The following is a 24068-nucleotide window of genomic DNA, read 5'->3' as shown; positions in this document are numbered from 1 at the left end:
CCCGCGACGGCAGGCCCGCAGGTTCGCCCCTACCCGTTAGAAAACCCCGTAATCTCCGAAGGGGAGCTCGGACGTGACCACCAGCAGCAAGGTTGCCATCAAGCCGCTCGAGGACCGCATCGTGGTCCAGCCGCTCGACGCCGAGACCACCACGGCCTCCGGCCTGGTTATCCCGGACACCGCCAAGGAGAAGCCCCAGGAGGGCGTCGTCCTGGCCGTCGGCCCGGGCCGCTTCGAGGACGGCCAGCGTCTGCCGCTCGACGTCGCCGTCGGTGACATCGTCCTGTACTCGAAGTACGGCGGCACCGAGGTGAAGTACCAGGGCGAGGAGTACCTCGTCCTCTCGGCTCGCGACGTTCTCGCCATCATCGAGAAGTAAGCAGCACCGAGAAGTAAGTCGTTCCGACCCGCCCCGGATCCGTGTCCCAAGTGACAGGGGCCCGGGGCGTGGTTGTTGGTTCACGTAGTTCGGCGGCCGGTGGGCCGGCCGCAGCCCCGAGGGAATAGGGAACATGGCGAAGATCCTGCAGTTCGACGAGGACGCCCGCCGCTCGCTGGAGCGCGGTGTCAACAAGCTGGCCGACACCGTCAAGGTGACCATCGGCCCCAAGGGCCGCAACGTCGTCATCGACAAGAAGTTCGGCGCCCCGACCATCACCAACGACGGTGTCACCATCGCCCGTGAGGTCGAGCTGGACGACCCGTACGAGAACCTTGGCGCGCAGCTCGTCAAGGAGGTCGCCACCAAGACCAACGACGTCGCCGGTGACGGCACCACCACCGCCACCGTGCTGGCCCAGGCCCTGGTCAACGAGGGTCTGCGCAACGTCGCCGCCGGTGCCGGCCCGGCCGCTCTGAAGAAGGGCATCGACAAGGCCGTCGCCGCCGTCTCCGAGCACCTGCTGTCCGTCGCCCGCGAGATCGAGGGCAAGGACGACGTCGCCGCCGTCGCGTCCCTCTCCGCGCAGGACACCCAGGTCGGCGAGCTGATCGCCGAGGCGATCGACAAGGTCGGCAAGGACGGTGTCATCACCGTCGAGGAGTCGAACACCTTCGGCGTGGAGCTGGACTTCACCGAGGGCATGCAGTTCGACAAGGGCTACCTGTCGCCGTACTTCGTCACCGACGCGGAGCGTCAGGAAGCGGTCCTCGAGGACCCGTACATCCTGATCAACCAGGGCAAGATCTCCTCCATCCAGGAGCTGCTGCCGCTGCTGGAGAAGATCCTGCAGAGCGGTGCCTCCAAGCCGCTGCTGATCATCGCCGAGGACGTCGACGGCGAGGCGCTGTCGACCCTGGTCGTGAACAAGATCCGCGGCACCTTCAACGCCGTCGCCGTCAAGGCCCCGGGCTTCGGCGACCGCCGCAAGGCGATCCTCGGCGACCTGGCCGTCCTGACCGGCGGCACGGTCATCTCCGAGGAGGTCGGCCTCAAGCTCGACCAGGCCGGCCTGGACGTGCTGGGCACCGCCCGCCGCGTGACCATCACCAAGGACGCCACCACCATCGTCGACGGTGCCGGTGACTCCGAGGCCGTGGCCGGCCGCGTCGCCCAGATCAAGGGCGAGATCGCCGCGACCGACTCCGACTGGGACCGCGAGAAGCTGCAGGAGCGCCTGGCCAAGCTGGCCGGCGGCGTCTGCGTCATCAAGGTCGGCGCCGCCACCGAGGTGGAGCTGAAGGAGCGCAAGCACCGCCTGGAGGACGCCATCTCGGCGACCCGCGCCGCGGTCGAGGAGGGCATCGTCGCCGGTGGTGGCGCCTCCCTGGTCCACGCCGCCAAGGTGCTGAACGACGGCCTGGGCCTGTCGGGCGACGAGGCCACCGGTGTCGCCGTGGTCCGCAAGGCGCTGCACGAGCCGCTGCGCTGGATCGCCCAGAACGCCGGCCTGGAGGGCTACGTCATCACCTCCAAGGTCTCCGAGCTGGAGATCGGCCAGGGCTACAACGCCGCCAGCGGCGAGTACGGCGACCTGGTGAAGGCCGGCGTCATCGACCCGGTCAAGGTCACCCGCTCCGCCCTGGAGAACGCCGCCTCCATCGCCTCCCTGCTCCTCACCACCGAGACCCTCGTGGTGGAGAAGAAGGAGGAGGAGGCCGAGGCCGGTCACTCGCACGGCGGCCACGGCCACTCGCACTGACGCCGAACGGCTGACCGGAGGCCCGGTCCGCGCCCCGAGGGGCTGCGGGCCGGGCCTCCGGCCGCTGTGCGCCCGCTCGGCGGGCCTCCGGCCGTGCGGGCCTCCAGCCGGGTTGCGTCGGTGCTCCAGCCTTCAACTATCAGCAGAATTTTGCAGAATGCAAAGATTGCCTTATAACTGAGGCATGATCGAGGCCCGCCATCTGCGCGTCCTGCGTGCCGTCGCCCGCACCGGCTCCTTCTCCGCCGCCGCTCGCGAGCTGGGGTGTACGCAGCCTGCCATCAGCCAGCAGATGAAGGCCCTGGAGAAGTCGGTGGACACCCCGCTGGTGGTCCGCTCGGGCCGCGGGATGCAGCTCAGTGAGGCCGGGCGCGTCCTGCTCAAGCACGCCACCGGAATCCTGGCCGGGCTCTCCGCCGCCGAGGAGGAGGTCGCCGCGATAGCCGGGCTGCGGGCCGGGCGGGTGCGGCTGGTCTCCTTCCCGACCGCGAGCTCCACCCTGGTGCCGCCCGCGGTCGCCCGCCTGCGGGACAGCCATCCGGGGGTGCGCGTGTCGCTGGTCGAGGCCGAGCCGCCGGAGTCGCTGGCGATGCTGCGCGGCGGCGAGTGCGAGATCGCGCTGGCCTTCCGCTACCCGCAGTCCGACGGCGCTACCGCGGCGCCCGCGCCCGCGCACGGCTCGCCGCGCGAGGCGAGGGCCGAGGCGAACCTGGAGGCGCAGCAGCTGTCGGCCGGCACCGACTGGTCCGATCTGGTGGTCACCCCGCTGTTGGACGACCCGCTGGTGGGCCTGCTGCCCGCCGCCCACCCGCTGGCCGGGAGGGGCGGCCCGGTGGGGCTGGCCGAACTGGCGGGGGAGCAGTGGATCGCCGGCTGTCCGCAGTGCCGGGGGCACCTGGTGGAGCTGTGCGCGGGGGCGGGCTTCGAGCCCCGGATCGACTTCGCGACCGACGACTACCCGGCGGTGGTCGGCCTGGTCGCGGCCGGGCTCGGGGTGGCGGTGCTGCCCCGACTGGCGCTGCAGTCGGTGCGTCCTGACGGCGTGTCGACGGTGCCGGTGCGGACGGCCGCCGGGGTGCCGGCGGTGCGCCAGGTGGTGGCGCTGACCCTGCCGGACCTGGCCGAGGTCCCGGCCGTCGCGCTGATGCAGGAGCGGCTGGCGGGCGCGGCGGCCGACCGCTGACGGGTGGGCGACGGGGGGCGTCGTGCCCCCTGCCGGGCGGTAGCAGCTTGAGGTGGCGCGAAGAAACGTTTCTCCACGCTGCACCGCGGAGGCGGGTCTAGCGGTGCGCGATCGCCGGCGGGGCCAGCGGGACCTCCACCAGGCGGTGCCGCGAGCGGCCCAGCATCTCCTCGCGTTCGTCCTCCGTCATCCCGCCCCAGACGCCGTACGGCTCACGGACCGCCAGGGCGTGCGCGGCGCACTCCGCGATCACCGGGCAGCGCATGCACACCTCCTTGGCGCTGGCCTCGCGCGAACTGCGCGCCGCCCCGCGCTCGCCCTCGGGGTGGAAGAAGAGCGAGCTGTCCACGCCGCGGCAGGCTGCCGAGAGCTGCCAGTCCCAGAGGTCCGCGTTGGGACCGGGGAGACGGGAGAAATCTGCCATGGCTCATTCCCTTCAGAGGCGGTCGGCGGCGGCCGGGCTTCTCGGCGGGCTGCTGCCGAGCGGTGCCCGGCGGGGCGTCCCGCGCTGGTGTGGACACCTGGAAATATGACTTAAGGCAACTCCATGGACAAGTCACCCACACACTGGCACAACAGTCAATGACCATACGAAAGCTATAAAAACGGGCAAACTGGGCAAGGGCTTTCGTTGGTCCGGGTGCGGCAATCGAGTGGCAGAGGGGCGCGCGACACGCCGCACCGGTGTGCGGGTCGTACGCCGACCGCGCGCGAGCTGCGCAAAAGTGCGGCGTGTGCACCGCGATGCGGCTGATCGGTAACGGATCGGCCACGTACAGTGGTGGAGATGCCCTGAAGGCCGTAACTCATTCGAGTGACGGTCGTTGGAAGTGTGGAGGCGGTTAGCGGGCGCCGGACGTCGGGAACGATCGCGGGCAAGTCGGGGCGATCAGTACGAAGTCTGTCGCCGATCGGCCGTGTCGGAGAGGTTCGTACCAGCCAGGAGGCTCAACGTGACGCGGATCAGCTGCGGAGGACGACGGTCATGACTTCCGTTCTCGTTTGCGACGATTCCCCGCTCGCCCGCGAGGCGCTTCGCCGCGCCGTCGCGACCGTACCCGGTGTGGACCGGGTCACCACCGCGACGAACGGGGAGGAGGTCCTCCGCCGCTGGGTGGCCGACCGCTCCGATCTCGTCCTGATGGACGTCCGGATGCCCGGCCTCGGCGGGGTCGAGACCGTCCGGCGGCTGCTGTCCGCCGACCCGGGCGCCCGGATCATCATGCTCACCGTCGCCGAGGACCTCGACGGCGTCGCGCTCGCGGTGGCCGCGGGTGCCCGCGGGTACCTGCACAAGGACGCCTCGCGCGCCGAACTGCGGGCCACCGTCACCCAGGCCCTCGCCGACCCGACGTGGCGGCTGGCCCCGCGTCGGCTACGCAGCCCCGACATGGGCGCGGCGCCGACCCTGACGGCGCGTGAGATCCAGGTGCTGGAGGGCATGAGCCACGGACGCAGCAACGCCGAGATCGGGCGCGAGCTCTTCCTGTCCGAGGACACCGTGAAGACCCACGCCCGACGGCTGTTCAAGAAGCTCGGGGCGTCCGACCGCGCGCACGCGGTGGCGCTGGGTTTCCGCTGGGGCCTGGTCCGCTGACCACCGGCGGCGCCGCCGGTGGCGGCGCGCCGCCGTCGAATTCCGGAGCGGACGCCGCACAGGCGTGTGACGTTACGGTCCCGAGGTTGCACCATGGAGGAGTGGAGCACCTCGGGGACCAGCGGACAGGCACTGCGGCGAACCACGCAACCGCAGGACACTCGGCGGACGGGACCACCCACGGCGGCGGGGCGGGAGGCGGCACGGTGCAGGAGGGGCCGGTGGTGCGCGGCGCGCCGGGCGGTGCCGCAGCGCATAACGTTCCGGTGCACAACTCCGGACGCGGTGCCGCGTTTTCCCGGCCGACCAGGCACCATGGACCGATGCGCGACGATGTCGCCGGTGTGGCCGGCCAGGTGGACCCGGGGGAGGCCGAGCCCTCCGACCCGGGCCACGATCCGTCGTACGCGGATCCCGGCGGCGCCGAAGTCGGCCCGGGCCGCCCGCCGGTGCTCGGCACGGGGGGCTCGCCCCTGGTGGGCGAACTGGTCGCGGCCGCCGTGCGCGGCGAGGGGCCGGCCATCGACGCGCTGCTCGCCTACGTCCACCCGCTCGCGCTGCGGTACTGCCGTGCCAGGCTGGTCCGGCTGCCCGGCGGGGCCCGGCACCACGTGGACGACGTCGCCCAGGAGGTCTGCGTCGCGGTGCTGTGCGCGCTGCCCCGGTACAAGGACCAGGGACGGCCGTTCGAGGCCTTCGTCTACGGCATCGCCGCACACAAGATCGCCGACCTGCAGCGGGCCGCGATGCGCGGACCCGGCTCGACCGTGGTGCCCCAGGACGACCTGCCGGAGGTGCCGGACGAGGCGCTCGGCCCGGAGGAGCAGGCACTGCTCAGCAGCGACGCGGCCTGGGCCAAGGAACTGCTCTCCAACCTGCCGGCGCGTCAGCGCGAACTGGTGCTGCTGCGGGTGGCCGCCGGACTGTCGGCGGAGGAAACCGGCGAGGTGCTCGGGATGTCGCCGGGGGCCGTCCGGGTGGCCCAGCACCGGGCGCTCAGCCGGCTGCGGGCGCTCGCGGAGGAGTCCTCCTGAGCGCAGGCGCAGGCCAGGGGCGGTCCCGTGGGTGGAATGAGCGGGCGGGGGCGCTTGTTGTCAAGGGCATACGAGGGCACATTCACGGTGCCAGTACCATGGGGTATCGGCGCCTGGGCAGGTTGCCAAAGTTTCGCGGGTGCGCACGGGGTTCCCTTGGAGGTTCCTCCAACCCACCCGGCTTTCGGCGGTCTGCGCGAGTGAGCGATCAACGCGCCCCTTCCCTCTGGGCGCGAGCGGATTAGGCCGGCCACGGAAGGTACTCCCCACATGTCTTACAACGCCGCAGGCGTACCCGAGAAGTTCGCCATGCTCGGGCTCACGTTCGATGACGTCCTGCTGCTGCCCGGGGCCTCCGAGGTGCTGCCGAACCAGGTCGACACCTCCTCCCGGGTCTCCCGGAACGTCCGCGTCAACATCCCGCTGCTGTCCGCGGCGATGGACAAGGTCACCGAGGCGCGGATGGCCATCGCGATGGCCCGTCAGGGCGGCGTCGGCGTGCTGCACCGCAACCTGTCGGTCGAGGACCAGGCCAACCAGGTCGACCTGGTGAAGCGCTCCGAGTCCGGCATGGTCACCGACCCGATCACGGTCGGCCCGGACACCACGCTCGCCGAGGCCGACGCACTGTGCGCCAAGTTCCGCATCTCCGGCGTCCCGATCGCCGACGAGGCCGGCAAGCTGCTCGGCATCGTCACCAACCGTGACATGGCCTTCGAGTCGGACCGCAGCCGCCAGGTCCGCGAGATCATGACCCCGATGCCGCTGATCACCGGCAAGGTCGGCATCTCCGGCGAGGACGCGATGGCGCTGCTGCGCCGCCACAAGATCGAGAAGCTCCCGCTGGTCGACGACGAGGGCCGGATCAAGGGCCTGATCACCGTCAAGGACTTCGTCAAGGCCGAGCAGTACCCGAACGCCGCCAAGGACGCCGAGGGCCGTCTGCTGGTCGGCGCCGCGGTCGGCGCCAGCGCCGAGGCCTTCGACCGGGCCCAGGCCCTGGTCGAGGCGGGCGTGGACTTCCTGGTCGTCGACACCTCGCACGGCCACAGCCACAACGCGCTGGCCTGGATCGAGAAGATCAAGTCGGCCGTCCGGGTCGACGTGGTCGGCGGCAACGTCGCCACCCGGGACGGCGCCCAGGCGCTGATCGACGCCGGCGTGGACGGCGTCAAGGTCGGCGTCGGCCCCGGCTCCATCTGCACCACCCGCGTCGTCGCCGGCATCGGCGTCCCGCAGATCACCGCCATCTACGAGGCCGCCCAGGCCTGCCAGGCGGCCGGCGTGCCGGTCATCGGCGACGGCGGCCTCCAGTACTCCGGCGACATCGGCAAGGCGCTGGCCGCCGGTGCCGACACCGTGATGCTGGGCTCGCTGCTGGCCGGCTGCGAGGAGTCCCCGGGCGAGCTGCTGTTCATCAACGGCAAGCAGTTCAAGTCCTACCGCGGCATGGGTTCGCTGGGCGCCATGCAGTCCCGCGGCCAGGGCCGCTCCTACTCCAAGGACCGCTACTTCCAGGCCGAGGTCGCCTCGGACGACAAGCTCGTGCCCGAGGGCATCGAGGGCCAGGTGCAGTACCGCGGCCCGCTGTCCGCCGTGCTGCACCAGCTGGTCGGCGGCCTGCGCCAGACCATGGGCTACGTCGGTGCCGGCACCATCGCCGAGATGGAGAGCAAGGGCCGCTTCGTCCGGATCACCTCGGCGGGCCTCAAGGAGAGCCACCCGCACGACATCCAGATGACCGTCGAGGCGCCGAACTACTCGTCCCGCTGAACGCACTGATCGGCCGAGGGGCCCGCCGCTGCACCGCAGTGGTGGGCCCCTCGCCTGTTCGGGGCACGGGCCGTCGGGGCGCCGCAGGCGGTAGTACGGGATACTGGGGGCGGCCGGGGTGACCCGGCGGGCATGAGCAACAAACCAGAAGGGCTCGAAGTGACTGAGATCGAGATCGGGCGAGGCAAGCGCGGCCGCCGGGCGTACGCCTTCGACGACATCGCCGTCGTCCCCAGCCGCCGTACGCGTGACCCGAAGGAGGTCTCGATCGCCTGGCAGATCGACGCCTACCGCTTCGAGCTGCCGTTCCTGGCCGCCCCGATGGACAGCGTGGTCTCGCCCCAGCAGGCCATCGCCATCGGCCGCCTCGGCGGCCTGGGCGTGCTGAACCTCGAAGGCCTCTGGACCCGCTACGAGGACCCCCAGCCGCTGCTGGACGAGATCGCCGCGATCACCGACGAGGCCATCGCGACCCGCCGCCTCCAGGAGATCTACGCCGCGCCGATCCGCGCCGAGCTGATCAAGCAGCGGATCCAGGAGGTGCGCGACTCCGGCGTGGTCACCGCCGCCGCGCTCTCGCCGCAGCGCACCGCCGAGTTCTCCAAGGCCGTCGTGGACGCCGGGGTCGACGTCTTCGTCATCCGCGGCACCACCGTCTCGGCCGAGCACGTCTCCAGCGCCGCGGAGCCGCTCAACCTCAAGCAGTTCATCTACGAGCTGGACGTCCCGGTGATCGTCGGCGGCTGCGCCACCTACACCGCGGCGCTGCACCTGATGCGGACCGGCGCGGCCGGCGTGCTGGTCGGCTTCGGCGGCGGTGCCGCCCACACCACCCGCAACGTGCTGGGCATCCAGGTGCCGATGGCGACCGCGGTCGCGGACGTGGCGGCGGCGCGGCGTGACTACATGGACGAGTCCGGCGGGCGCTACGTGCACGTGATCGCGGACGGTGGCGTCGGCTACAGCGGCGACATCCCGAAGGCGGTCGCCTGCGGCGCCGACGCGGTGATGATCGGCGCCGCGCTGGCCCGGGCCACGGACGCGCCGGGCAAGGGGTTCCACTGGGGCATGGAGGCCGTCCACGAGGAGCTGCCGCGGGGCAAGCGGGTGGACCTCGGGACGGTCGGCACCACCGAGGAGATCCTGACCGGGCCGTCGCACACTCCGGACGGGACCATGAACCTGTTCGGTGCGCTGCGGCGGGCGATGGCTACTACGGGGTACACGGAGCTGAAGGAGTTCCAGCGGGTTGAGGTGACGGTGAACCCGGCGCTGGATCACCGCTGAGGATGAGCTGATGCAGTGAGGGAGGCCTCTGCCGGGTTGCCGGTGGGGGCCTTCGGCTTTTGTGTGGGGTGGGGGTGCTGTGGTGGGGGGTGTTGTTGGGGGGTGGGCTCTCGGGAGGGTGGGTGACGCCGGGGGCGGTTCCGGGGGTGGGCGCTCCGGGGGCTGGGTGATTTTCGGACTGCCGACTCTGTGGGTGGGGGGTTGGGCGTCGTTGGCAGTCTGAAAATCACCCGTCACGCCCCTCTCCGCACCCACCCCCTCCACCGCCCCCTCCCGCAGCGCGTCCCTCTCGCCTGGTCGGGGTGTGGGGGTGGGGGCGGTGAGGGGGTGGGGCGTGGGGTCGGGGGGCCGTGGGGGTGGTCAGGGGCGGTTGGCCAGGCGGTGGGTGAGGAGGAAGCCGCCGATGAGGGCGATGGCGTAGAAGGCGAGGTCGAGGGGGCGGAGGTCGGCGCGCCAGGAGGTGAGGGTGGTGTGGAGGAGGGTGCGCGGGGTGGGGGTGTCGGGGTGTACGAGGCGGAACTGCTGGGTGAGTTGGCCGAGGAGGAGGGCGGCGGCGGAGAGCAGGGCGCCGAGGGGTGGGAGTAAGCGGTTCCGGCCGCCGAGCAGGCCGAGGGGGAGGGCGACCAGGCCGGCTTGGGCGATGGCCAGCCAGCCGAGGCTGTCGGCGGCGCGCAGGGGGGCGCAGCCGTAGGCGAGGCCGGCGAGGAGGGCGGCGAGTGGGGCGAGGAGGAGGGCGAGGGCGGTGCGGCGGCGGGGTGGGCGTCGGGGGGCGGCGGGGGTGCCGGGGTCGTAGCCGGTGACCGGGACGCCGGGCATGCCGGGGGCGACGTAGCCCTCGGGGGTGTCGAGTGCGGGTGCGACCGAGTAGTGCTGGGCGGTGCGCGAGCGGAGCGATGGGCCGTCAGCGCCCGGTGCGGGTGCGGTCATGGGCGTCGAGTCCCCCCGGAAAGACGATGAGCTGCCGAACGGTAGCAGCGCTTCGGGCAGATCTTGGCGAGTTTTCGATCACAGATCGGGCACAGAGCGTCGCACCCGTTCCGGTTCGTCCCGGCTTGGGCCGGGGGGCGGGTGGTAGCCGCCCCTCCGGACAGGGGATGATGGAGGCTTGGGCGTTCGGGCCCGGGCCGGGCCGACGCGCCGTCACCACGACCGCCAGCAGCACATGGGGGAACGTTCCGAATGACCCAGGCGCAGGGTTCCACCGGCCGCCTCCTGGCCGGCCGCTACCGGCTGAACGGCGTGCTCGGACGCGGTGGCATGGGTACCGTCTGGCGCGCCGAGGACGAGATGCTGGGCCGGACCGTCGCGGTCAAGGAACTGCGGATGAACGCCAGCGTCGAGGAGGAGGAGAAGCACCGGCTGATCGTCCGGACGCTGCGCGAGGCGAAGGCGACCGCGCGGATCCGGCACAACTCGGCGGTGACCGTCTTCGACGTGGTCGACGAGGACGACCGGCCGTGGATCGTCATGGAGCTGGTCGAGTCCCGCTCGCTGGCCGACGTCGTCCGGGAGGACGGGCCGCTGGCACCCGCCCGGGCGGCGGAGATCGCGCTGGACGTGCTGGGCGTACTGAGCGCGGCGCACGCGCTGGGCATCCTGCACCGGGACGTGAAGCCGTCCAACGTGCTGATCGGCGAGGACGGCCGGGTCGTGCTCACCGACTTCGGGATCGCGAGCGTGGAGGGCGACGCCTCGATCACCTCCACCGGGATGCTGGTCGGCGCGCCCTCGTACATATCCCCGGAGCGGGCACGCGGGCAGAAGCCCGGGCCGCCGGCCGACCTGTGGTCGCTGGGCGGCACGTTGTACGCGATGGTCGAGGGACGGCCGCCGTACGACCGGGGTTCGGCGCTGGCCACCCTGACCGCGGTGATGACCGAGGAGCTGACGGTGCCGGCGAACGCCGGGCCGCTGCTGCCGGTGATCGAGGGGCTGTTGGAGAAGGACCCGACGAAGCGGCTGGACGCCTCGCAGACCCGGTCGATGCTCAAGCGGGTGGTGGCGGAGGCGACCGCGAAGGCGGAGTCGACCACCGAGCACGCGATGCCGGTCGGGGGCGGGAAGGACGAGAAGGGCGGGGGTGGGGCGGAGGAGGCCGAGCCGCCCCTGAAGGCCGCGGGCGCGGAAGCGCCGACTCCCAAGCGGACCGTGGGTGGGCTGCTCGGGACGGTTCGGGTGGGCAGTCGGGCCCGGGACGAGGAGTCCGCGGCGGAACCCGTCGCGAAGGCCGTGGTCGAGCCGGCGCCGAGTCCGGCGGCCGAGCCGATCCGGCCGGTGACCAGTGAGTGGACGATGGGGGCGACCCAGGCGGCCGGGGCCGATCCGCGCAAGGGGCGGCGGCGGCTGGCGGTGGTCACCGTGGTGCTGGTGCTGCTGTTGATCGCCGGGATCGTCGCGGTGGTTCAGGCCGTGGGGGGCGGGGACGGCGGTGCGAAGGGGGCGAGCACCCACAGTGCGGGTGCCACCTCGCCGGTCGCGGCGACCACGGAGGCCACGCCGGGTCAGAGTCCGGCGGCGGCCACGGCGGAGCCGGCTCCTGCGGGGACGGCCGCGGAGCCGGGCGCGACCACGCAGTCCTCGGTCGCCGCGCCGCCGGCGACCACGGCGGCCCAGGCGCCCGCGACCGAGCCGGCGCCGGCGCCGGCGCCGGCGCAGAGTACGGGCGGTGCTGTGCCGGCCGGCTACCACGCGTACCAGGACCCGAGCGGGTTCTCCGTCACGCTGCCGGACTGGTTGCAGCCGGCCGGGTCGGACTCCAACCGCCGGATCTTCAAGAACTCCGCCGACGGCAGCCAGCTGCGGATCGAGTGGACCACCTCGCCCGGTGCGAGCGCCCTCGCCGACTGGCAGGAGTCGGAGCCGAACGTCCGCGGCCAGGTGACGAACTACCAGCGGTTGAACCTGGCGGCGATCACCTACCGGCAGTGGAGCAACGCGGCGGACTGGGAGTGGACCAACGGGACGCCCAGGACCCACTCGCTCAACCGGGGCTTCGTGACCGGCAACCCGGCCAAGTACGGGTACTCGATCTACTGGATCGTCCCGGACGCGCAGTGGGCCGCTCAGGCCCCGGCCCGGGACGTCGTCTTCAACAGCTTCCAGCCGGCGCCGTAGGGCTCAGCCGATCAGGCGTTGCTCCGCCCGGCCGAACTCCTCATCGGTGAGTGCGCCGGACGCCCGCAGGGCGGCCAACCGCTCCGACCGGTCGACGAGTCGGTCGACGGAGGGAGCGGCGTCGGAGGGCATCCGTTCGGCGAAGACCACGCCCTTGGTGACGTCCTCCAAGCGGTGGGAGCCGGTCGGTGCGACGATCGTGAGCACCTCGCCGTTGAACTGGTGCGGGTCACGGTGGCGTCGGTGACGGCCGTGAGCGGAACCGGTACCGGTGGTTTCCCGTCTCTCAGGAAGAGCAGACGGTGGGCGGTGAGGACCAGCACGCCCCTGCGGAAGTGGTCGGGGTGTCGCCCGGCCGTGGAGGCCACCGGGTCCTCGGACGGCCTCGGCCTGGTCGGCTCGGTCGCTGTTGCCCGTCACCTTGAAGGCGGTGTCGATCAGATCGGTCCAGTCCATGGGATCGAGCGTGAAGGAGCCGCTCAGTAGGCTGCTCGGTGAGCGAGAGGAACTGGCATGCGAGGCGACCCCGGCCAGTTGATGGCGGGTCGGTACCGGCTGACGGACCGTCCCGAACTGCTGCGCGCGTTCGCGGTGGACGAGCGCACCGGTGAATCGGTGCTGCTGCGCGCCGTGGAGCTGCCCGCTCTGCTGACCGGGGGGCAGGAGCCGGACGAGCCCGATCCCGGGCACGGGGACCGGCTGGTGCGGCGGGTGGCGGCGGTCGGCTCGGCCGCGCCGGCCTGGCATCCGCGGTTGCTGCGCGGGGTCGGTGCCTTCGTCGACGGCGAGTTGCTGTGGACGGTGGACGAGCGGCCGGCGGGCCGGACGCTGGCCGAACTGCTCACCGCCGGTCCGCTCCCGCCGTACCGGGCGGCCGAGTTGGCGGCCGACCTGACCGGTGCGCTGCGGGCGCTGCACGAGGCCGGACTCTCCCACGGCAATGTGACCGCCGAGTCGGTGCTGGTCTGCGAGGACGGCGCGGCGATGCTCGGCGGGCTGCTCGCCGGGGTGGCGCAGGAGGCGCTGGCCGAGGACCTCGGCGGGCCGGGCGGGCGGCGGCGGTACGAGGTGCGGGCCACGCTGGTCGGCCCGGTGACCGAGCGCTGGCCGCTGGACGGCGGCCCGGCGGGGGACTGCTGGGCGCTCGGGGCGCTGCTGCAGCGGATGGTCACCGGCCGCTCGCCCTACCCGGAGGTCGGGGTGCCGGAGCTGGTGACGGCGGTTCGGGACGGGCGGCGTGAACCCTCCGTGGTCTGCGGGCCGTTGGCACCCTTGGTCGAGCGGCTGCTGCAGCCCGACCCCACGCTGCGGCCCACCGCCCAGGCGGTGCGGGGCGAGCTGGCGGCGCTGCTGGCGGGTGCCCCGGAGCCGGCCGACGAGGAGCGGACGGCGCGGGAGGTGGAGCTGAAGCCGGAGGCGCCGTTGGTGCCGCTGCGGCCGCGTCGGCGCGGGCGGTCGGACGGGGTCGCGCCGGAGTCCGGCCCGGCGCGGGGCGGGGGGAGGAGCTCCCGGACGTCACCGGCCCTGCTGGGACCGCTGCTGGTGGGAGGGGTGTTCCTGCTGCTGGTGCTGGGCATCGTTGCCGTGGTGCTGTTCGCGGGCTGACGGCCCGCTCACCCGCCGGTCCGCCGGTCCGGGGGGTGGGCGAGATTACCGGGCTCGGCGAGGTGCGCCTAGGGTGTCCGTGGGATCTGTTCGAACAGTGGTCTGCAGCGGGCTTTCCGCCGCGGTGACGGCAGGTGGAATCGAGAGGGGGAGCGGTCGCCGATGGGCGTGCAGGACCGGCCGGAGGCGGCCGAGGTGGAGCGGTTGCTGGCCGGGCGGTACGAGCTCGGCGAGCGGCTCGGCCGGGGCGGGATGGGCACGGTCTGGCGGGCCTGGGACCGGATGCTGGACCGCGAGGTCGCGGTCAAGGAGCTGACCGTCAACCACCTGCCGGAGGAGGACCTGCAGATCCTCCACACGCGGATGAAGCGCGAGGCCAGCGCCGCCGCCCGGATCAAGCACCCCGGCGTGATCACCGTGCACGACGTGCTGGAGCAGGACGGCCGGCCGTGGATCGTGATGGAGCTGGTCGACGGCCGCTCGCTGGCCGACGTGATCAGCCAGGACGGCACCCTGCCGCCGCGCGCCGCCGCCGAGGTCGGCAGCCAGGTGCTCGCCGCGCTGCACCGCGGCCACCAGCTCGGCGTGCTGCACCGGGACGTCAAGCCGGCCAACGTGCTGCTGGAGCGCGGCACCGGGCGGGTGGTGCTGCTGGACTTCGGGATCGCCAAGTACGAGGGCTCGACCGAGCTGACCCGGCCGGGCGACCTGGTCGGTTCGCCGGACTACCTGGCGCCCGAGCGGGCCCAGGGCGAGCGGCCCGGGCCGGCCTCCGACCTGTGGGGCCTCGGGGCGACGCTGTACGCGGCGGTGGAGGGCCAGTCGCCGTTCCGCCGGGACTCGCCGATCACCACGCTGGCCGCGGTGGTCGACGAGCCGCTGCCGGAGTCGCGCCGGGCCGGGCCGCTCGGGCCGGTGCTGGCCGCGCTGATGGCCAAGGACCCGGCCGACCGGCCGAGCGCCGACGAGGCGGCCCGGATGCTGGCCGAGGTGCAGGCCGGGCACACCATGGGCCTGAAGACGATCGGGTCGCCGGCCGCGCCGGTGCGCACGCCCACCCAGTCGGTGCCGGTGGTGGACCGCAGCGCGGGGCAGGACGGGACCGTCCTCGTGACGCCGGAGGGTCCGGGCGGCGTGGAGGGCTCGGAGGACCCGACGGATCCGCGTCCGGTCGCGACCGCGGTGGCGGCCGTGCCGTCCTCCCAGCCCGTTCCGGTCGTCCCGGTGGTTCCGGTCGGGGCCGTCGCGGACACCTCCGGGGGCACGGCCGTCGTCGGGCAGGCGCACACCTCCGCGGGCGCGCCGGTCGTGCACTCCTCCGCGCCCGCTCGCGGTCCGGCCAAACGCCGTAGCCGGATGAAGCTGGTCGCCATCGCGTTGGCGGTCGGCGTGCTGGCGGCCGCGGCGACCTTCCTCGCCACCCGGCACATCACCGGCTCCCACGACGCCGACCCGGTGCCCACCGGGCAGCCGGACACGCCCGAGCCCACCGAGACGGACCCGACCGGCACCCCGACCCCGGACGCGCCCGCACCGGCCGGCTACCGCTGGGTCGACGACCCGGCCGGCTTCCGCTTCCCGATGCCGGTCACGACCCCGGCCTGGCAGCGCAGCCTCGGCACCGACGCCAACCAGATCTTCTACAGCCCCGACAACCGGGTGCACTACCTGCAGTTCGCCGTCACCGTCGGCCAGTCGGTCAGGCCGTTGGACCACATGCGGCAGATGGAGGCCAACGTCTCCAAGTCGCTCAAGGACTACAAGCAGCACCGGATGGCCGGCGCCGTGGTGAACGGCCACGAGGCGGCCACCTGGGAGTTCAGCTACGCGGCCAAGGAGGGCGGACGCCGGCGGGCGATCGAGACCGAGTTCATCGACGAGGACGGCACCGCCTACGCGATCTACGCGTCCAGCCCGGACAAGGGCGACGAATGGCAGCAGACCGAGCAGCGGTTCACCACGGTGCTCAACCACTTCACGCCCACGCGCTGAGCGGGATCCGTGGCGGGGCCGCCCCGTAAGGGCGGAGCGCCCCGCTTTCGCCCGACTGCGGCAGATTCTTGTTACCGACGGGTACCGCGTCGGGCGCCGAAGGCCTAGGCTGCGCCGTATGTCGGACCTCACAGCAGACGCAGTGGCCACCGAACACCCCGGCGCCTCCCCCGCGGGAGGCAATCCGACCGCCCCCGGCGGCGGCCGGACCGTCGCCTCCGCCGTCCCCCGGTCCCTGGTCGACCGGCTGGCCGCCGGGGTCACCGCCACCGCCGAGCCCAGCGTGGTGGAGACCGTCGCCCCGCTGACCGGTGAGCGGCTGGCCGGTCTGCCGCAGTCCACCCCGGCCGACGTCGAGGTCGCCTTCCAGCTGGCCCGCCGCGCCCAGGCCGCCTGGGCCGCGCTGCCGGTGCGCCGCCGCGCGGCCGTGCTGCTGCGCTTCCACGACCTGCTGCTCAAGCGGCAGGACGAGGCCCTGGACCTGGTCCAGGCCGAGACCGGCAAGGCCCGGCTGCACGCCTTCGAGGAGGTCCTGGCCGTCGCCATGGCCGCCCGGCACTACGGGCGCGCCGCCCAGGGCTACCTGAAGGACCGGCGCCGCGGCGGTGCGCTGCCGGTGCTCACCCACACCGTGGAGGCCCGTCGCCCCAAGGGCGTGATCGGCCACATCTCGCCGTGGAACTACCCGCTGGAGCTGTGCGTCGGGGACCTGCTGCCCGCCTTCGTGGCCGGCAACGCGGTGGTCAACAAGCCCGACACCCAGACCGCGCTGACCGGCCTGTGGGCCCGGGAACTGCTGATCGAGGCCGGGCTGCCGGCCGACCTGTGGCAGGTCGTGATCGGCGACGGCCCGGTGATCGGCCCCGCCGTGGTGGAGCACGCCGACTACGTCTCCTTCACCGGCTCCACCCGCACCGGTCGTGAGGTCGCCCAGCGCGCCGCCGCCCGGCTGGTCGGCGCCTCGCTCGAACTCGGCGGCAAGAACGCCATGCTGGTGCTCTCCGACGCCGACGTCGACGCGGCCGCCGCGGGCGCCGTGCGGGCCTGCTTCTCCTCGGCCGGGCAGCTGTGCATCTCGATCGAGCGGCTGCTGGTGCACCGCTCGGTGGCCGACCGGTTCCTGGAGCGCTTCGTCTCCCGCACCCGGGCGCTGCGACTGGGTGGCGGCCTGGCGTACGGCGCCGACATGGGCTCGCTGGTCTCCGCCCGGCAGCTGGACACCACCGCCCGGCACGTGGAGGAGGCGGTCAAGGCCGGTGCCACCGTCCTGACCGGCGGGCGGGCCCGGCCCGACCTGGGACCGTACTTCTACGAGCCGACCGTCCTGGACGGGGTGACCCCGGAGATGGCGGTCTGCGGCGAGGAGACCTTCGGCCCGGTGGTCTCGGTCTACCGCTTCGACACCGAGGAGGAGGCGGTGTCCGCCGCCAACTCCACGCCGTACGGCCTGAACTCCAGCGTCTGGACCAGGGACCTTCGGCGCGGCCGGGCGGTCGCGGCCCGGCTGCGCACCGGGACGGTCAACGTCAACGAGGCCTACGCGGCCGCGTACGGCTCGGTGGCCGCGCCGATGGGCGGCATGGGCGACTCGGGGCTGGGCCGGCGGCACGGCGCCGACGGCATCCTGCGCTTCACCGAGGCGCAGACCATCGCCACCCAGCGGCTGATGCCGATCGCGCCCTCGTTCGGGCTGGACGACGAGCAGTTCGCCGCCGTGCTGACCGGCGGGCTGCGGGCGCTCAAGGCGCTGCGGTTCAAGTAGCGCCGGTTCGGGTGGCCCCGACTCGCGTTCCCCCAGACAGGTTCGACCCCCTAAGGAGCAGTGGCAGATGGTGGAGTCCGGCGGTGCGGCGGAGTTCGACTACGACGTGGTCGTGGTCGGCTCCGGCTTCGGTGGTTCGGTCGCGGCGCTGCGGCTGACCGAGAAGGGCTACCGGGTCGCCGTCCTGGAGGCCGGGCGGCGTTTCGAGCGGGACGAACTGCCCCGCAACTCCTGGGACCTGCCCAACTACCTGTGGGCGCCGCAGCTCGGGCTGTACGGCATCCAGCGGATCCACCTGCTGGCCAACGTGCTGATCCTGGCCGGCGCCGGGGTCGGCGGCGGCTCGCTGAACTACGCCAACACCCTGTACGTGCCGCCGAAGGCGTTCTTCGAGGACCGCCAGTGGCGCCACATCACCGACTGGCAGGAGGAGCTGGCGCCGTTCTACGACCAGGCGCAGCGGATGCTCGGGGTCCGGCTGAACCCGACCGTCACGCCGTCCGACGTCCACCTCAAGGCGGCGGCCGAGCGGATGGGCGTCGGGGACACCTTCCACATGGCACCGGTCGGCGTCTTCTTCGGGGACGGCAAGGACACCGACGGGACCGCCGGGGCGGCACCCGGCGAGGAGGTCGCCGATCCGTACTTCGGCGGCGCCGGCCCCGCCCGCAAGGCCTGCGTGGAGTGCGGCGAGTGCATGACCGGCTGCCGGCACGGTGCCAAGAACATGCTCACCGAGAACTACCTGTACCTGGCCGAGCGGGGCGGCGCGGAGATCCACCCGCTGACCACGGTGGCCCGGATCCGGGAGCTCGGAGAAGCCGGGAACCGCGGCTATGCGGTGGACGTGCGCCGCACCGACTCCCGGTCGAGGACCGACCGGGTGAAGGCGGGCGCCCGGACCATCACCGCGGCCCGGGTGGTGGTCGCGGCCGGCACCTACGGCACCCAGTCGCTGCTGCACCGGATGCGCGACGCCGGCCACCTGCCGAGGATCTCCGACCGGCTCGGCGAGCTGACCCGCACCAACTCCGAGGCGCTGGTGGGCGCGCAGACCACCGACCGGCGCTACGGCACCAAGGCGGACTTCACCAAGGGCGTCGCGATCACCTCCTCGATCCACCCGGACGCCAACACCCACATCGAGCCGGTCCGCTACGGCAAGGGCTCCAACGCGATGGGCGCGCTGTCGATCGCCCAGGTCAAGGGTGGTGGGAAGGCTCCGCGTTGGCTGCGCTACCTGGGCAACTCGGTGCTCCACCCGGTGACCTTCGCCCGCTCGATGAACCAGTGCGGCTGGTCCGAGAAGACGATCATCGGCCTGGTGATGCAGTCGCTGGACAACTCGATCACCGTCTCGCTCAAGAAGGGCCCGCTGGGCAAGCCCCGGCTCACCTCCAGCCAGGGGCACGGCACCCCCAACCCCACCTGGATCCCGGCCGCCGAGAAGGGCGCCCAGGCGCTGGCCGACGAGATCAACGGCTTCCCGGGCAGCACCGTCGGCGAGATCTTCGACGTCCCGATGACCGCGCACTTCCTCGGCGGCTGCCCGATCGGCGACGCCCCCGAGACCGGCGTGGTCGACCCGTACCACCGGCTGTACGGGCACCCCGGGATCAGCGTGGTGGACGGCGCGGCCGTCTCCGCCAACCTCGGCGTCAACCCCTCGCTCACCATCACCGCGCAGGCCGAGCGGGCGCTGTCGATGTGGCCCAACAAGGGTGAGGCGGACCGGCGCCCGGCCCAGGGCGAGGCCTACCGCCGGGTCGACCCGGTGGCGCCGGTGCGTCCGGCCGTTCCGGAGGGCGCCTTCGGTGCGCTGCGACTGCCGCTGCTGCCCGTCCCGGAGGTCCCGAAGAAGAGCGGCTGAACCGGGCCCGGAGGGCCAACCCGCCCGGGCCGCTTCCCGGTTGACATCCGTTCGGGTCCGATGGGATAAACGGGCTCCCTGGGGGACCAGGGACTCGTCGAGCGGGGGGAATGCGGGCCATGGCCAACTGCGCATCGTGCGGCGCGACTTCGGCGGCGGGGGCGCCCGCCTGCGGTTCGTGCGGACGGCCGACGGCACCCCCGCCCCCGCCCCCGCCCCCGCCCCCGACGGCCGTCGCCCTGCCCGCCGTACCGCAGCCGGCCGTGCCGCCGTCCGCCGCGGCGCCCGGGTCCCACCCGCCGTCGCCCGGTCAGGGCGTCGGGTACCCGCCGGTCGGCGGGCCGCCCGCGGTGGGCAGTTGGGGCGCCGGGCAGCCGTACTACCCGAAGGCCGCCCAGTCGCCGGTGGTGCGCTGGCTGACCGGCGCGAACTGGCGCCCGGCCCTGCGGGTGGCCGTCGGACCGACCGTGGTGCTGCTCCTGGCGGCGCTGGTCGCGGCGATCCCGAGCGACTACACCCTCGACCGGGCCTTCCCGACGCCCGGCTTCGGCGACCGCTTCCTCTCGACCCTGGCGATGGCGCTCAACGCGCTGGGCGCGCCGTTCCGGCTCGGCTTCCGGAACCCGGTCACCAGGAGCCGCTCGGAGAACCTGGACATCACCTTCTGGATGGTGCCGATGACGGTCACCGTCCTGTGGTGCCTGGCGCTCTGGCTCGGCCTGCGGGCCGGGCTGCGCCGGCGCAAGGCCGACGGCTCCCAGCTGACCCGCGTCCAGGCCGCCGGCGAGGCGCTGCGCACGGCGGTGGTGCTCGGACTGGTGACCGTGGTGCTCGGGCTGGTCGCCGGTACCGACTGGAACCCGGGGAACACCGACGGCGGCTACTACGGCACGGGCCCGGGCCTCAAGCCGTCCTTCAGCACGGACTCCGGCTGGATCTGGGCGGTGGGCTGGACCCTCCTGGCGGGCGGGCTGCTGGCCTTCGTCGTCCACGGCACCGACGCGCTGCGCTGGGCCGCCTGGCGCAGCCGGTCGGTGCGCGGCTGGGCGGTGGCCGCGCTGACCGCGGGCCAGGCGCTCGCGCTGACCCTGGGCCTGGCCTCGGTGACGGCCTTCGTGCTGGTCGCGGCCACCAGCGACCAGGGCTGGCAGACGGCGCTCTCGCTGGCCTTCCTGCCCAACCTCGGCCTGTTGCTGCTCGGTCTGGGCTCGGGCGCCACCCTCCGGTCGGGCAGCACCGTGGGCGGCGTCCCGGGGTGGAGCGAGAACCGGGACAGCCACCGGGAGTTCTCCTTCTTCGACCTGCACGGCGAGACCGCCGACTGGCGCTGGACCGGCCTGCTGGCGCTCGCCGCGGCGGCTGTGCTCGGCTGGACGGCCTACCGGCGGCGGCTGGACGCGGCCGACCGGCTCCGGCTGGCGGTTGTGTACGCCGTGCTGCTCACCGCGCTGACGGCGGCCTCCGGCGGGCTGGCCAGCACCTCGGTGTCCTTCCTGGCGCCGACGTCGGGGAGCTGGGGCGGCGTGAACAACTCGACGTCCACCCAGGAGACCTCGGCGGGCCTGGTGTTCCTCGGCGTGCTGGCGGCCTGTGCGGTGTGGGCCCTGGTCGGCGCCCTGCTGGTGCCCGCGCTGCTGGCGGCGCTCGGCGGGCAGGGCGCGAAGGGGCCGTACGGACCGGTGCCGCCCGGCGCGACGCCGTACGGGGCCTACGGGACGGTGCCGCCGGAGGTGCCGTACCCGGCCGGGCCCGGCTACGCGGGCCCGCCGCAGGGACCGCCGACGGGGCCGGTGCCGCCGGGCGTGCCGCCGCAGGTGCCGTATCCGGCCGGGCCGGTCGCGGACGCGGCGGTGATCGGGGTGAGCGAGGTGCTCGGCTCGCACGACGCCCCGCCCGGCCCCGCCACCGGGGCGCCGCTGCCCGGGGCCGCGCCGCGGCCGCCGGAGGAGCCGGTCGATCCGAGCGTCTGGCGCGACCACCCGTAGGAGGGGCACGGGAAAGGGCAAAGGGCCCCGCGGGGGAACGGGGCCCTTTGTCGGTCAGCACTCGGCGTCAGGGCTGCGCCAGGTGCTGGGGTGACGGCGCCGGGGGAGGAGCGCCGTCCTGTCGGTTGGCTCGCGGTCGCGTCCCTACGGCGCCGACGTGGATGGCCGGCGGAGCGGGGCGCGGTCCCGTGCGACGGAGGGTCGGCGGGCAGGTCTGCACCGGTCCCCCGCTCACGGAGCGTGAAGTGACAACCGCTGTCGCCTCCCTGCGCGGCGACGGCGGAGATGTCGGTCCCGGACCTCCGCGGCGCGCCTGCCGACGGCCGGGAGAACCGTTCACAGGGAGCATCGTGCTGGACGGAGGCCTTGCTCTGCAACCGGTTCGGCGCAGTTGGAACCAGTCCGTGTGCCGACGACGGTGCGCCGAATGATCACGGACCGTAGTGGTCCAGAGGGCAGCGGCGCACGGGGACGCGCGTAGCGGCGCGGGACGGTGGGGGGAGTGCGCCGGGAGCGCGCCCCGGAATCGAACGGTCGGTGCGACGGCCGGCTCCCGGGCGTCCCCGGGAGCCGGCCGTCCCACCTCGGCCCAGTCGCGGCCGGGGTCGCTGTCCCCTGCTGGCCGGCCGCGGCACCCGCGCACGGTCCCACGGCGCCGCGCTCCCGGCGGGCCGGGGCGGCGGCGCCACGTGCGCCGGTGGACTGGGGTGAAGCTCCACGCGTGGTCCTGCTGTCCGTACGGCGGTGCCCCCGGTCGGGGGCGGCGGCGCGTCTGGCGGACGCGGCGCCGCCGTCCGGTCGTCAGAAGCAACGAACCGCGGCCCCGCCCGGTCACGGTCCTTTGGACGGGCAGACGAGTGAAACCGGACAGCCCGGTAGAATCGGTGTCCAGACACCCCACACCCGTCCGCCGCCGCAGCCCCCGCCGGGGAGGCGGTTCAGCGCGACACCTCGATACCGCTGCCGGAAGGCCGTCTGTGTCCTCTGCAATTCCCGTCCAGTCCGTGCCGGACAACGACACCGTCCTGGTGGTCGACTTCGGTGCCCAGTACGCCCAGCTCATCGCCCGTCGGGTGCGTGAGGCGCGGGTCTACAGCGAGATCGTGCCGAGCAGCATGCCGGTCGCCGAGATGCTCGCCAAGAACCCCAAGGCGATCATCCTCTCCGGCGGTCCGTCGTCGGTCTACGAAGAGGGCGCGCCGCAGCTCGACCGCGCGATCTTCGAGGCCGGTGTCCCGGTCTTCGGCATGTGCTACGGCTTCCAGCTGATGGCCAAGACGCTGGGCGGCACCGTCGACAACAACGGCGCCCGCGAGTACGGCCGCACCCCGCTGACCGTCTCCCGCACCGGCTCCACCCTGTTCGAGGGCGTCCCGGCGCAGCACTCGGTGTGGATGTCGCACGGCGACGCCTGCTCCGCCGCCCCGGAGGGCTTCACCGTCACCGCCTCCACCGACCTGGTCCCGGTCGCGGCCTTCGAGAACGACGAGGCCCGCCTTTACGGCGTCCAGTACCACCCCGAGGTGCTGCACTCCGACCACGGCCAGCAGATCCTGGAGCACTTCCTGTACCGCGGCGCCGGCATCGCCCCGACCTGGACCACCGGCAGCGTGGTCGAGGAGCAGATCGCCCTGATCCGCGAGCAGGTCGGCGACAAGCGCGCGATCTGCGGCCTGTCCGGCGGCGTGGACTCCGCGGTCGCCGCCGCCCTGGTCAACAAGGCCATCGGCGACCGGCTGACCTGCGTCTACGTCGACCACGGCCTGATGCGCAAGGGCGAGACCGAGCAGGTCGAGAAGGACTTCGTGGCCGCCACCGGCGTCCAGCTGAAGGTCGTCGACGCCTCCGAGCGCTTCCTGGACGCGTTGAAGGGGGTCACCGACCCCGAGGAGAAGCGCAAGATCATCGGCCGCGAGTTCATCCGCGTCTTCGAGCAGGCCCAGGCCGAGATCGTCGCCGAGGCCGGCGTGCACGGCGAGTCGGTCGACTTCCTGGTCCAGGGCACCCTGTACCCGGACGTGGTGGAGTCCGGCGGCGGCACCGGCACCGCCAACATCAAGTCCCACCACAACGTCGGCGGCCTGCCCGAGGACCTGCAGTTCCAGCTGGTCGAGCCGCTGCGCAAGCTGTTCAAGGACGAGGTCCGGATGGTCGGCCAGGAGCTCGGCCTGCCGGAGGAGATCGTCCAGCGCCAGCCGTTCCCGGGCCCGGGCCTGGGCATCCGGATCGTCGGCGAGGTCACCAAGGAGCGCCTGGACCTGCTCCGCGATGCCGACGCGATCGCCCGCGAGGAGCTGACCGCGGCCGGTCTGGACCGCGAGATCTGGCAGTGCCCGGTCGTGCTGCTCGCCGACGTGCGCAGCGTGGGCGTGCAGGGCGACGGCCGCACCTACGGCCACCCGATCGTGCTGCGCCCGGTCTCGTCCGAGGACGCCATGACCGCCGACTGGTCGCGACTGCCGTACGACGTGCTGGCGAAGATCTCCACCCGGATCACCAACGAGGTCCGCGACGTGAACCGCGTCGTCGTCGACGTCACCAGCAAGCCGCCGGGCACCATCGAGTGGGAGTAGCACTCCCGCGCGGCTGAGGCCCGCCCTCAGCCGGTGCCGAACGGCCGCGGGGGGGGGGGCGGGGGGCGGGACCGCCCCCCGGGCCGGCGGCCCCCCCCCCGGCCGGACGACGCCCCCCCCCCGGCCCCCCCCCCCCACCGCCCCCGCCCCGG

The 24068-nt window shown here is 73.3% G+C and carries 17 protein-coding genes; 14 read left to right on the top strand and 3 right to left on the bottom strand.

From position 1 onward, the window contains the following. Window positions 1-73 precede the first annotated feature (73 nt). From groES to ACH4J0_RS21575, 3 genes are all read left to right on the top strand, one after another. On the top strand, window positions 74-379 hold the full coding sequence (groES, locus tag ACH4J0_RS21585; protein ID WP_014136232.1) for a co-chaperone GroES: 306 nt from the start codon (window positions 74-76) through the stop codon (window positions 377-379). A 133-nt stretch (window positions 380-512) separates the two neighbouring features. Further along, window positions 513-2141 (top strand): chaperonin GroEL, encoded by a 1629-nt coding sequence (groL, locus tag ACH4J0_RS21580; protein ID WP_396242153.1) that lies wholly within the window; start codon window positions 513-515, stop codon window positions 2139-2141. Between the two features lie 184 nt (window positions 2142-2325). Further along, window positions 2326-3324: a LysR family transcriptional regulator gene (locus tag ACH4J0_RS21575; RefSeq protein WP_396242152.1), complete on the top strand. Its 999-nt coding sequence runs from the start codon at window positions 2326-2328 to the stop codon at window positions 3322-3324. 97 nt (window positions 3325-3421) lie between these two features. On the opposite strand, the gene ACH4J0_RS21570 is transcribed toward ACH4J0_RS21575, so the two are convergent. Next, window positions 3422-3748 (bottom strand): WhiB family transcriptional regulator, encoded by a 327-nt coding sequence (locus ACH4J0_RS21570; protein WP_270146499.1) that lies wholly within the window; start codon window positions 3746-3748, stop codon window positions 3422-3424. Between the two features lie 561 nt (window positions 3749-4309). Between ACH4J0_RS21570 and ACH4J0_RS21565 the strand changes: the two genes are divergently transcribed. From ACH4J0_RS21565 to ACH4J0_RS21550, 4 genes are all read left to right on the top strand, one after another. Beyond that, the gene (locus tag ACH4J0_RS21565; protein ID WP_014136228.1) at window positions 4310-4921 is read left to right on the top strand and encodes a response regulator transcription factor; all 612 of its coding nucleotides are present in this window, start codon (window positions 4310-4312) and stop codon (window positions 4919-4921) included. Between the two features lie 323 nt (window positions 4922-5244). Then, the gene (locus ACH4J0_RS21560; RefSeq protein ID WP_396242151.1) at window positions 5245-5955 is read left to right on the top strand and encodes a sigma-70 family RNA polymerase sigma factor; all 711 of its coding nucleotides are present in this window, start codon (window positions 5245-5247) and stop codon (window positions 5953-5955) included. A gap of 270 nt (window positions 5956-6225) precedes the next feature. After that, entirely contained in the window at window positions 6226-7728 is a 1503-nt protein-coding gene (gene guaB / locus ACH4J0_RS21555; protein ID WP_396242150.1) for an IMP dehydrogenase, read from the top strand. Window positions 7729-7887: 159 nt separating this feature from the next. After that, window positions 7888-9015: a GuaB3 family IMP dehydrogenase-related protein gene (locus tag ACH4J0_RS21550; RefSeq protein WP_396242149.1), complete on the top strand. Its 1128-nt coding sequence runs from the start codon at window positions 7888-7890 to the stop codon at window positions 9013-9015. A 360-nt stretch (window positions 9016-9375) separates the two neighbouring features. Here ACH4J0_RS21550 and ACH4J0_RS21545 read toward each other — a convergent pair whose 3' ends face one another. Beyond that, window positions 9376-9942 carry a hypothetical protein gene (locus ACH4J0_RS21545; RefSeq protein ID WP_396242148.1) on the bottom strand — a complete coding sequence of 189 codons (567 nt, stop codon included), beginning with the start codon at window positions 9940-9942 and terminating at the stop codon, window positions 9376-9378. A 252-nt stretch (window positions 9943-10194) separates the two neighbouring features. Here ACH4J0_RS21545 and ACH4J0_RS21540 point away from each other — a divergent pair, with 252 nt between their 5' ends. After that, window positions 10195-12129, top strand: a complete 1935-nt coding sequence (locus tag ACH4J0_RS21540; protein WP_396242147.1) for a serine/threonine-protein kinase — start codon at window positions 10195-10197, stop codon at window positions 12127-12129. Between the two features lie 3 nt (window positions 12130-12132). Here ACH4J0_RS21540 and ACH4J0_RS21535 read toward each other — a convergent pair whose 3' ends face one another. After that, a complete protein-coding gene (locus ACH4J0_RS21535; RefSeq protein ID WP_396242146.1) occupies window positions 12133-12336 on the bottom strand; it encodes an SHOCT domain-containing protein in 204 nt (67 codons plus the stop codon). A 306-nt stretch (window positions 12337-12642) separates the two neighbouring features. Between ACH4J0_RS21535 and ACH4J0_RS21530 the strand changes: the two genes are divergently transcribed. From ACH4J0_RS21530 to guaA, 6 genes are all read left to right on the top strand, one after another. After that, complete coding sequence (locus ACH4J0_RS21530; protein WP_396242145.1) at window positions 12643-13734, top strand: protein kinase; 1092 nt, start codon at window positions 12643-12645, stop codon at window positions 13732-13734. 162 nt (window positions 13735-13896) lie between these two features. Continuing rightward, entirely contained in the window at window positions 13897-15726 is a 1830-nt protein-coding gene (locus tag ACH4J0_RS21525) for a protein kinase (RefSeq protein WP_396242144.1), read from the top strand. Between the two features lie 118 nt (window positions 15727-15844). Beyond that, the gene (locus tag ACH4J0_RS21520) at window positions 15845-17488 is read left to right on the top strand and encodes a succinic semialdehyde dehydrogenase (RefSeq protein ID WP_396242143.1); all 1644 of its coding nucleotides are present in this window, start codon (window positions 15845-15847) and stop codon (window positions 17486-17488) included. Window positions 17489-17555: 67 nt separating this feature from the next. Beyond that, on the top strand, window positions 17556-19358 hold the full coding sequence (locus ACH4J0_RS21515; protein WP_396242142.1) for a GMC oxidoreductase: 1803 nt from the start codon (window positions 17556-17558) through the stop codon (window positions 19356-19358). 263 nt (window positions 19359-19621) lie between these two features. After that, a complete protein-coding gene (locus ACH4J0_RS21510) occupies window positions 19622-21343 on the top strand; it encodes a hypothetical protein (protein WP_396242141.1) in 1722 nt (573 codons plus the stop codon). A gap of 1004 nt (window positions 21344-22347) precedes the next feature. Continuing rightward, window positions 22348-23916, top strand: a complete 1569-nt coding sequence (gene guaA / locus ACH4J0_RS21505; protein ID WP_396242140.1) for a glutamine-hydrolyzing GMP synthase — start codon at window positions 22348-22350, stop codon at window positions 23914-23916. The last annotated feature ends 152 nt before the right edge of the window (window positions 23917-24068 follow it).

Origin of the sequence: Kitasatospora sp. NPDC017646, assembly GCF_044329365.1 — a bacterium.
Taxonomy (GTDB): domain Bacteria; phylum Actinomycetota; class Actinomycetes; order Streptomycetales; family Streptomycetaceae; genus Kitasatospora.
The sequence above is the reverse complement of the archived record's forward strand: the minus strand, read 5'-3'. Positions and strand labels throughout refer to the sequence as shown.

Coding starts and splice junctions, on each gene's coding strand:
- ACH4J0_RS21540 (WP_396242147.1), top strand. CDS start 10,195: ATGACCCAGGCGCAGGGTTCCACCGGCCGCCTCCTGGCCGGCCGCTAC.
- ACH4J0_RS21525 (WP_396242144.1), top strand. CDS start 13,897: ATGGGCGTGCAGGACCGGCCGGAGGCGGCCGAGGTGGAGCGGTTGCTG.
- ACH4J0_RS21570 (WP_270146499.1), bottom strand. CDS start 3,748: ATGGCAGATTTCTCCCGTCTCCCCGGTCCCAACGCGGACCTCTGGGAC.
- ACH4J0_RS21545 (WP_396242148.1), bottom strand. CDS start 9,942: ATGACCGCACCCGCACCGGGCGCTGACGGCCCATCGCTCCGCTCGCGC.
- ACH4J0_RS21560 (WP_396242151.1), top strand. CDS start 5,245: ATGCGCGACGATGTCGCCGGTGTGGCCGGCCAGGTGGACCCGGGGGAG.
- groL (WP_396242153.1), top strand. CDS start 513: ATGGCGAAGATCCTGCAGTTCGACGAGGACGCCCGCCGCTCGCTGGAG.
- ACH4J0_RS21520 (WP_396242143.1), top strand. CDS start 15,845: ATGTCGGACCTCACAGCAGACGCAGTGGCCACCGAACACCCCGGCGCC.
- guaB (WP_396242150.1), top strand. CDS start 6,226: ATGTCTTACAACGCCGCAGGCGTACCCGAGAAGTTCGCCATGCTCGGG.
- ACH4J0_RS21565 (WP_014136228.1), top strand. CDS start 4,310: ATGACTTCCGTTCTCGTTTGCGACGATTCCCCGCTCGCCCGCGAGGCG.
- ACH4J0_RS21575 (WP_396242152.1), top strand. CDS start 2,326: ATGATCGAGGCCCGCCATCTGCGCGTCCTGCGTGCCGTCGCCCGCACC.
- ACH4J0_RS21515 (WP_396242142.1), top strand. CDS start 17,556: ATGGTGGAGTCCGGCGGTGCGGCGGAGTTCGACTACGACGTGGTCGTG.
- ACH4J0_RS21530 (WP_396242145.1), top strand. CDS start 12,643: ATGCGAGGCGACCCCGGCCAGTTGATGGCGGGTCGGTACCGGCTGACG.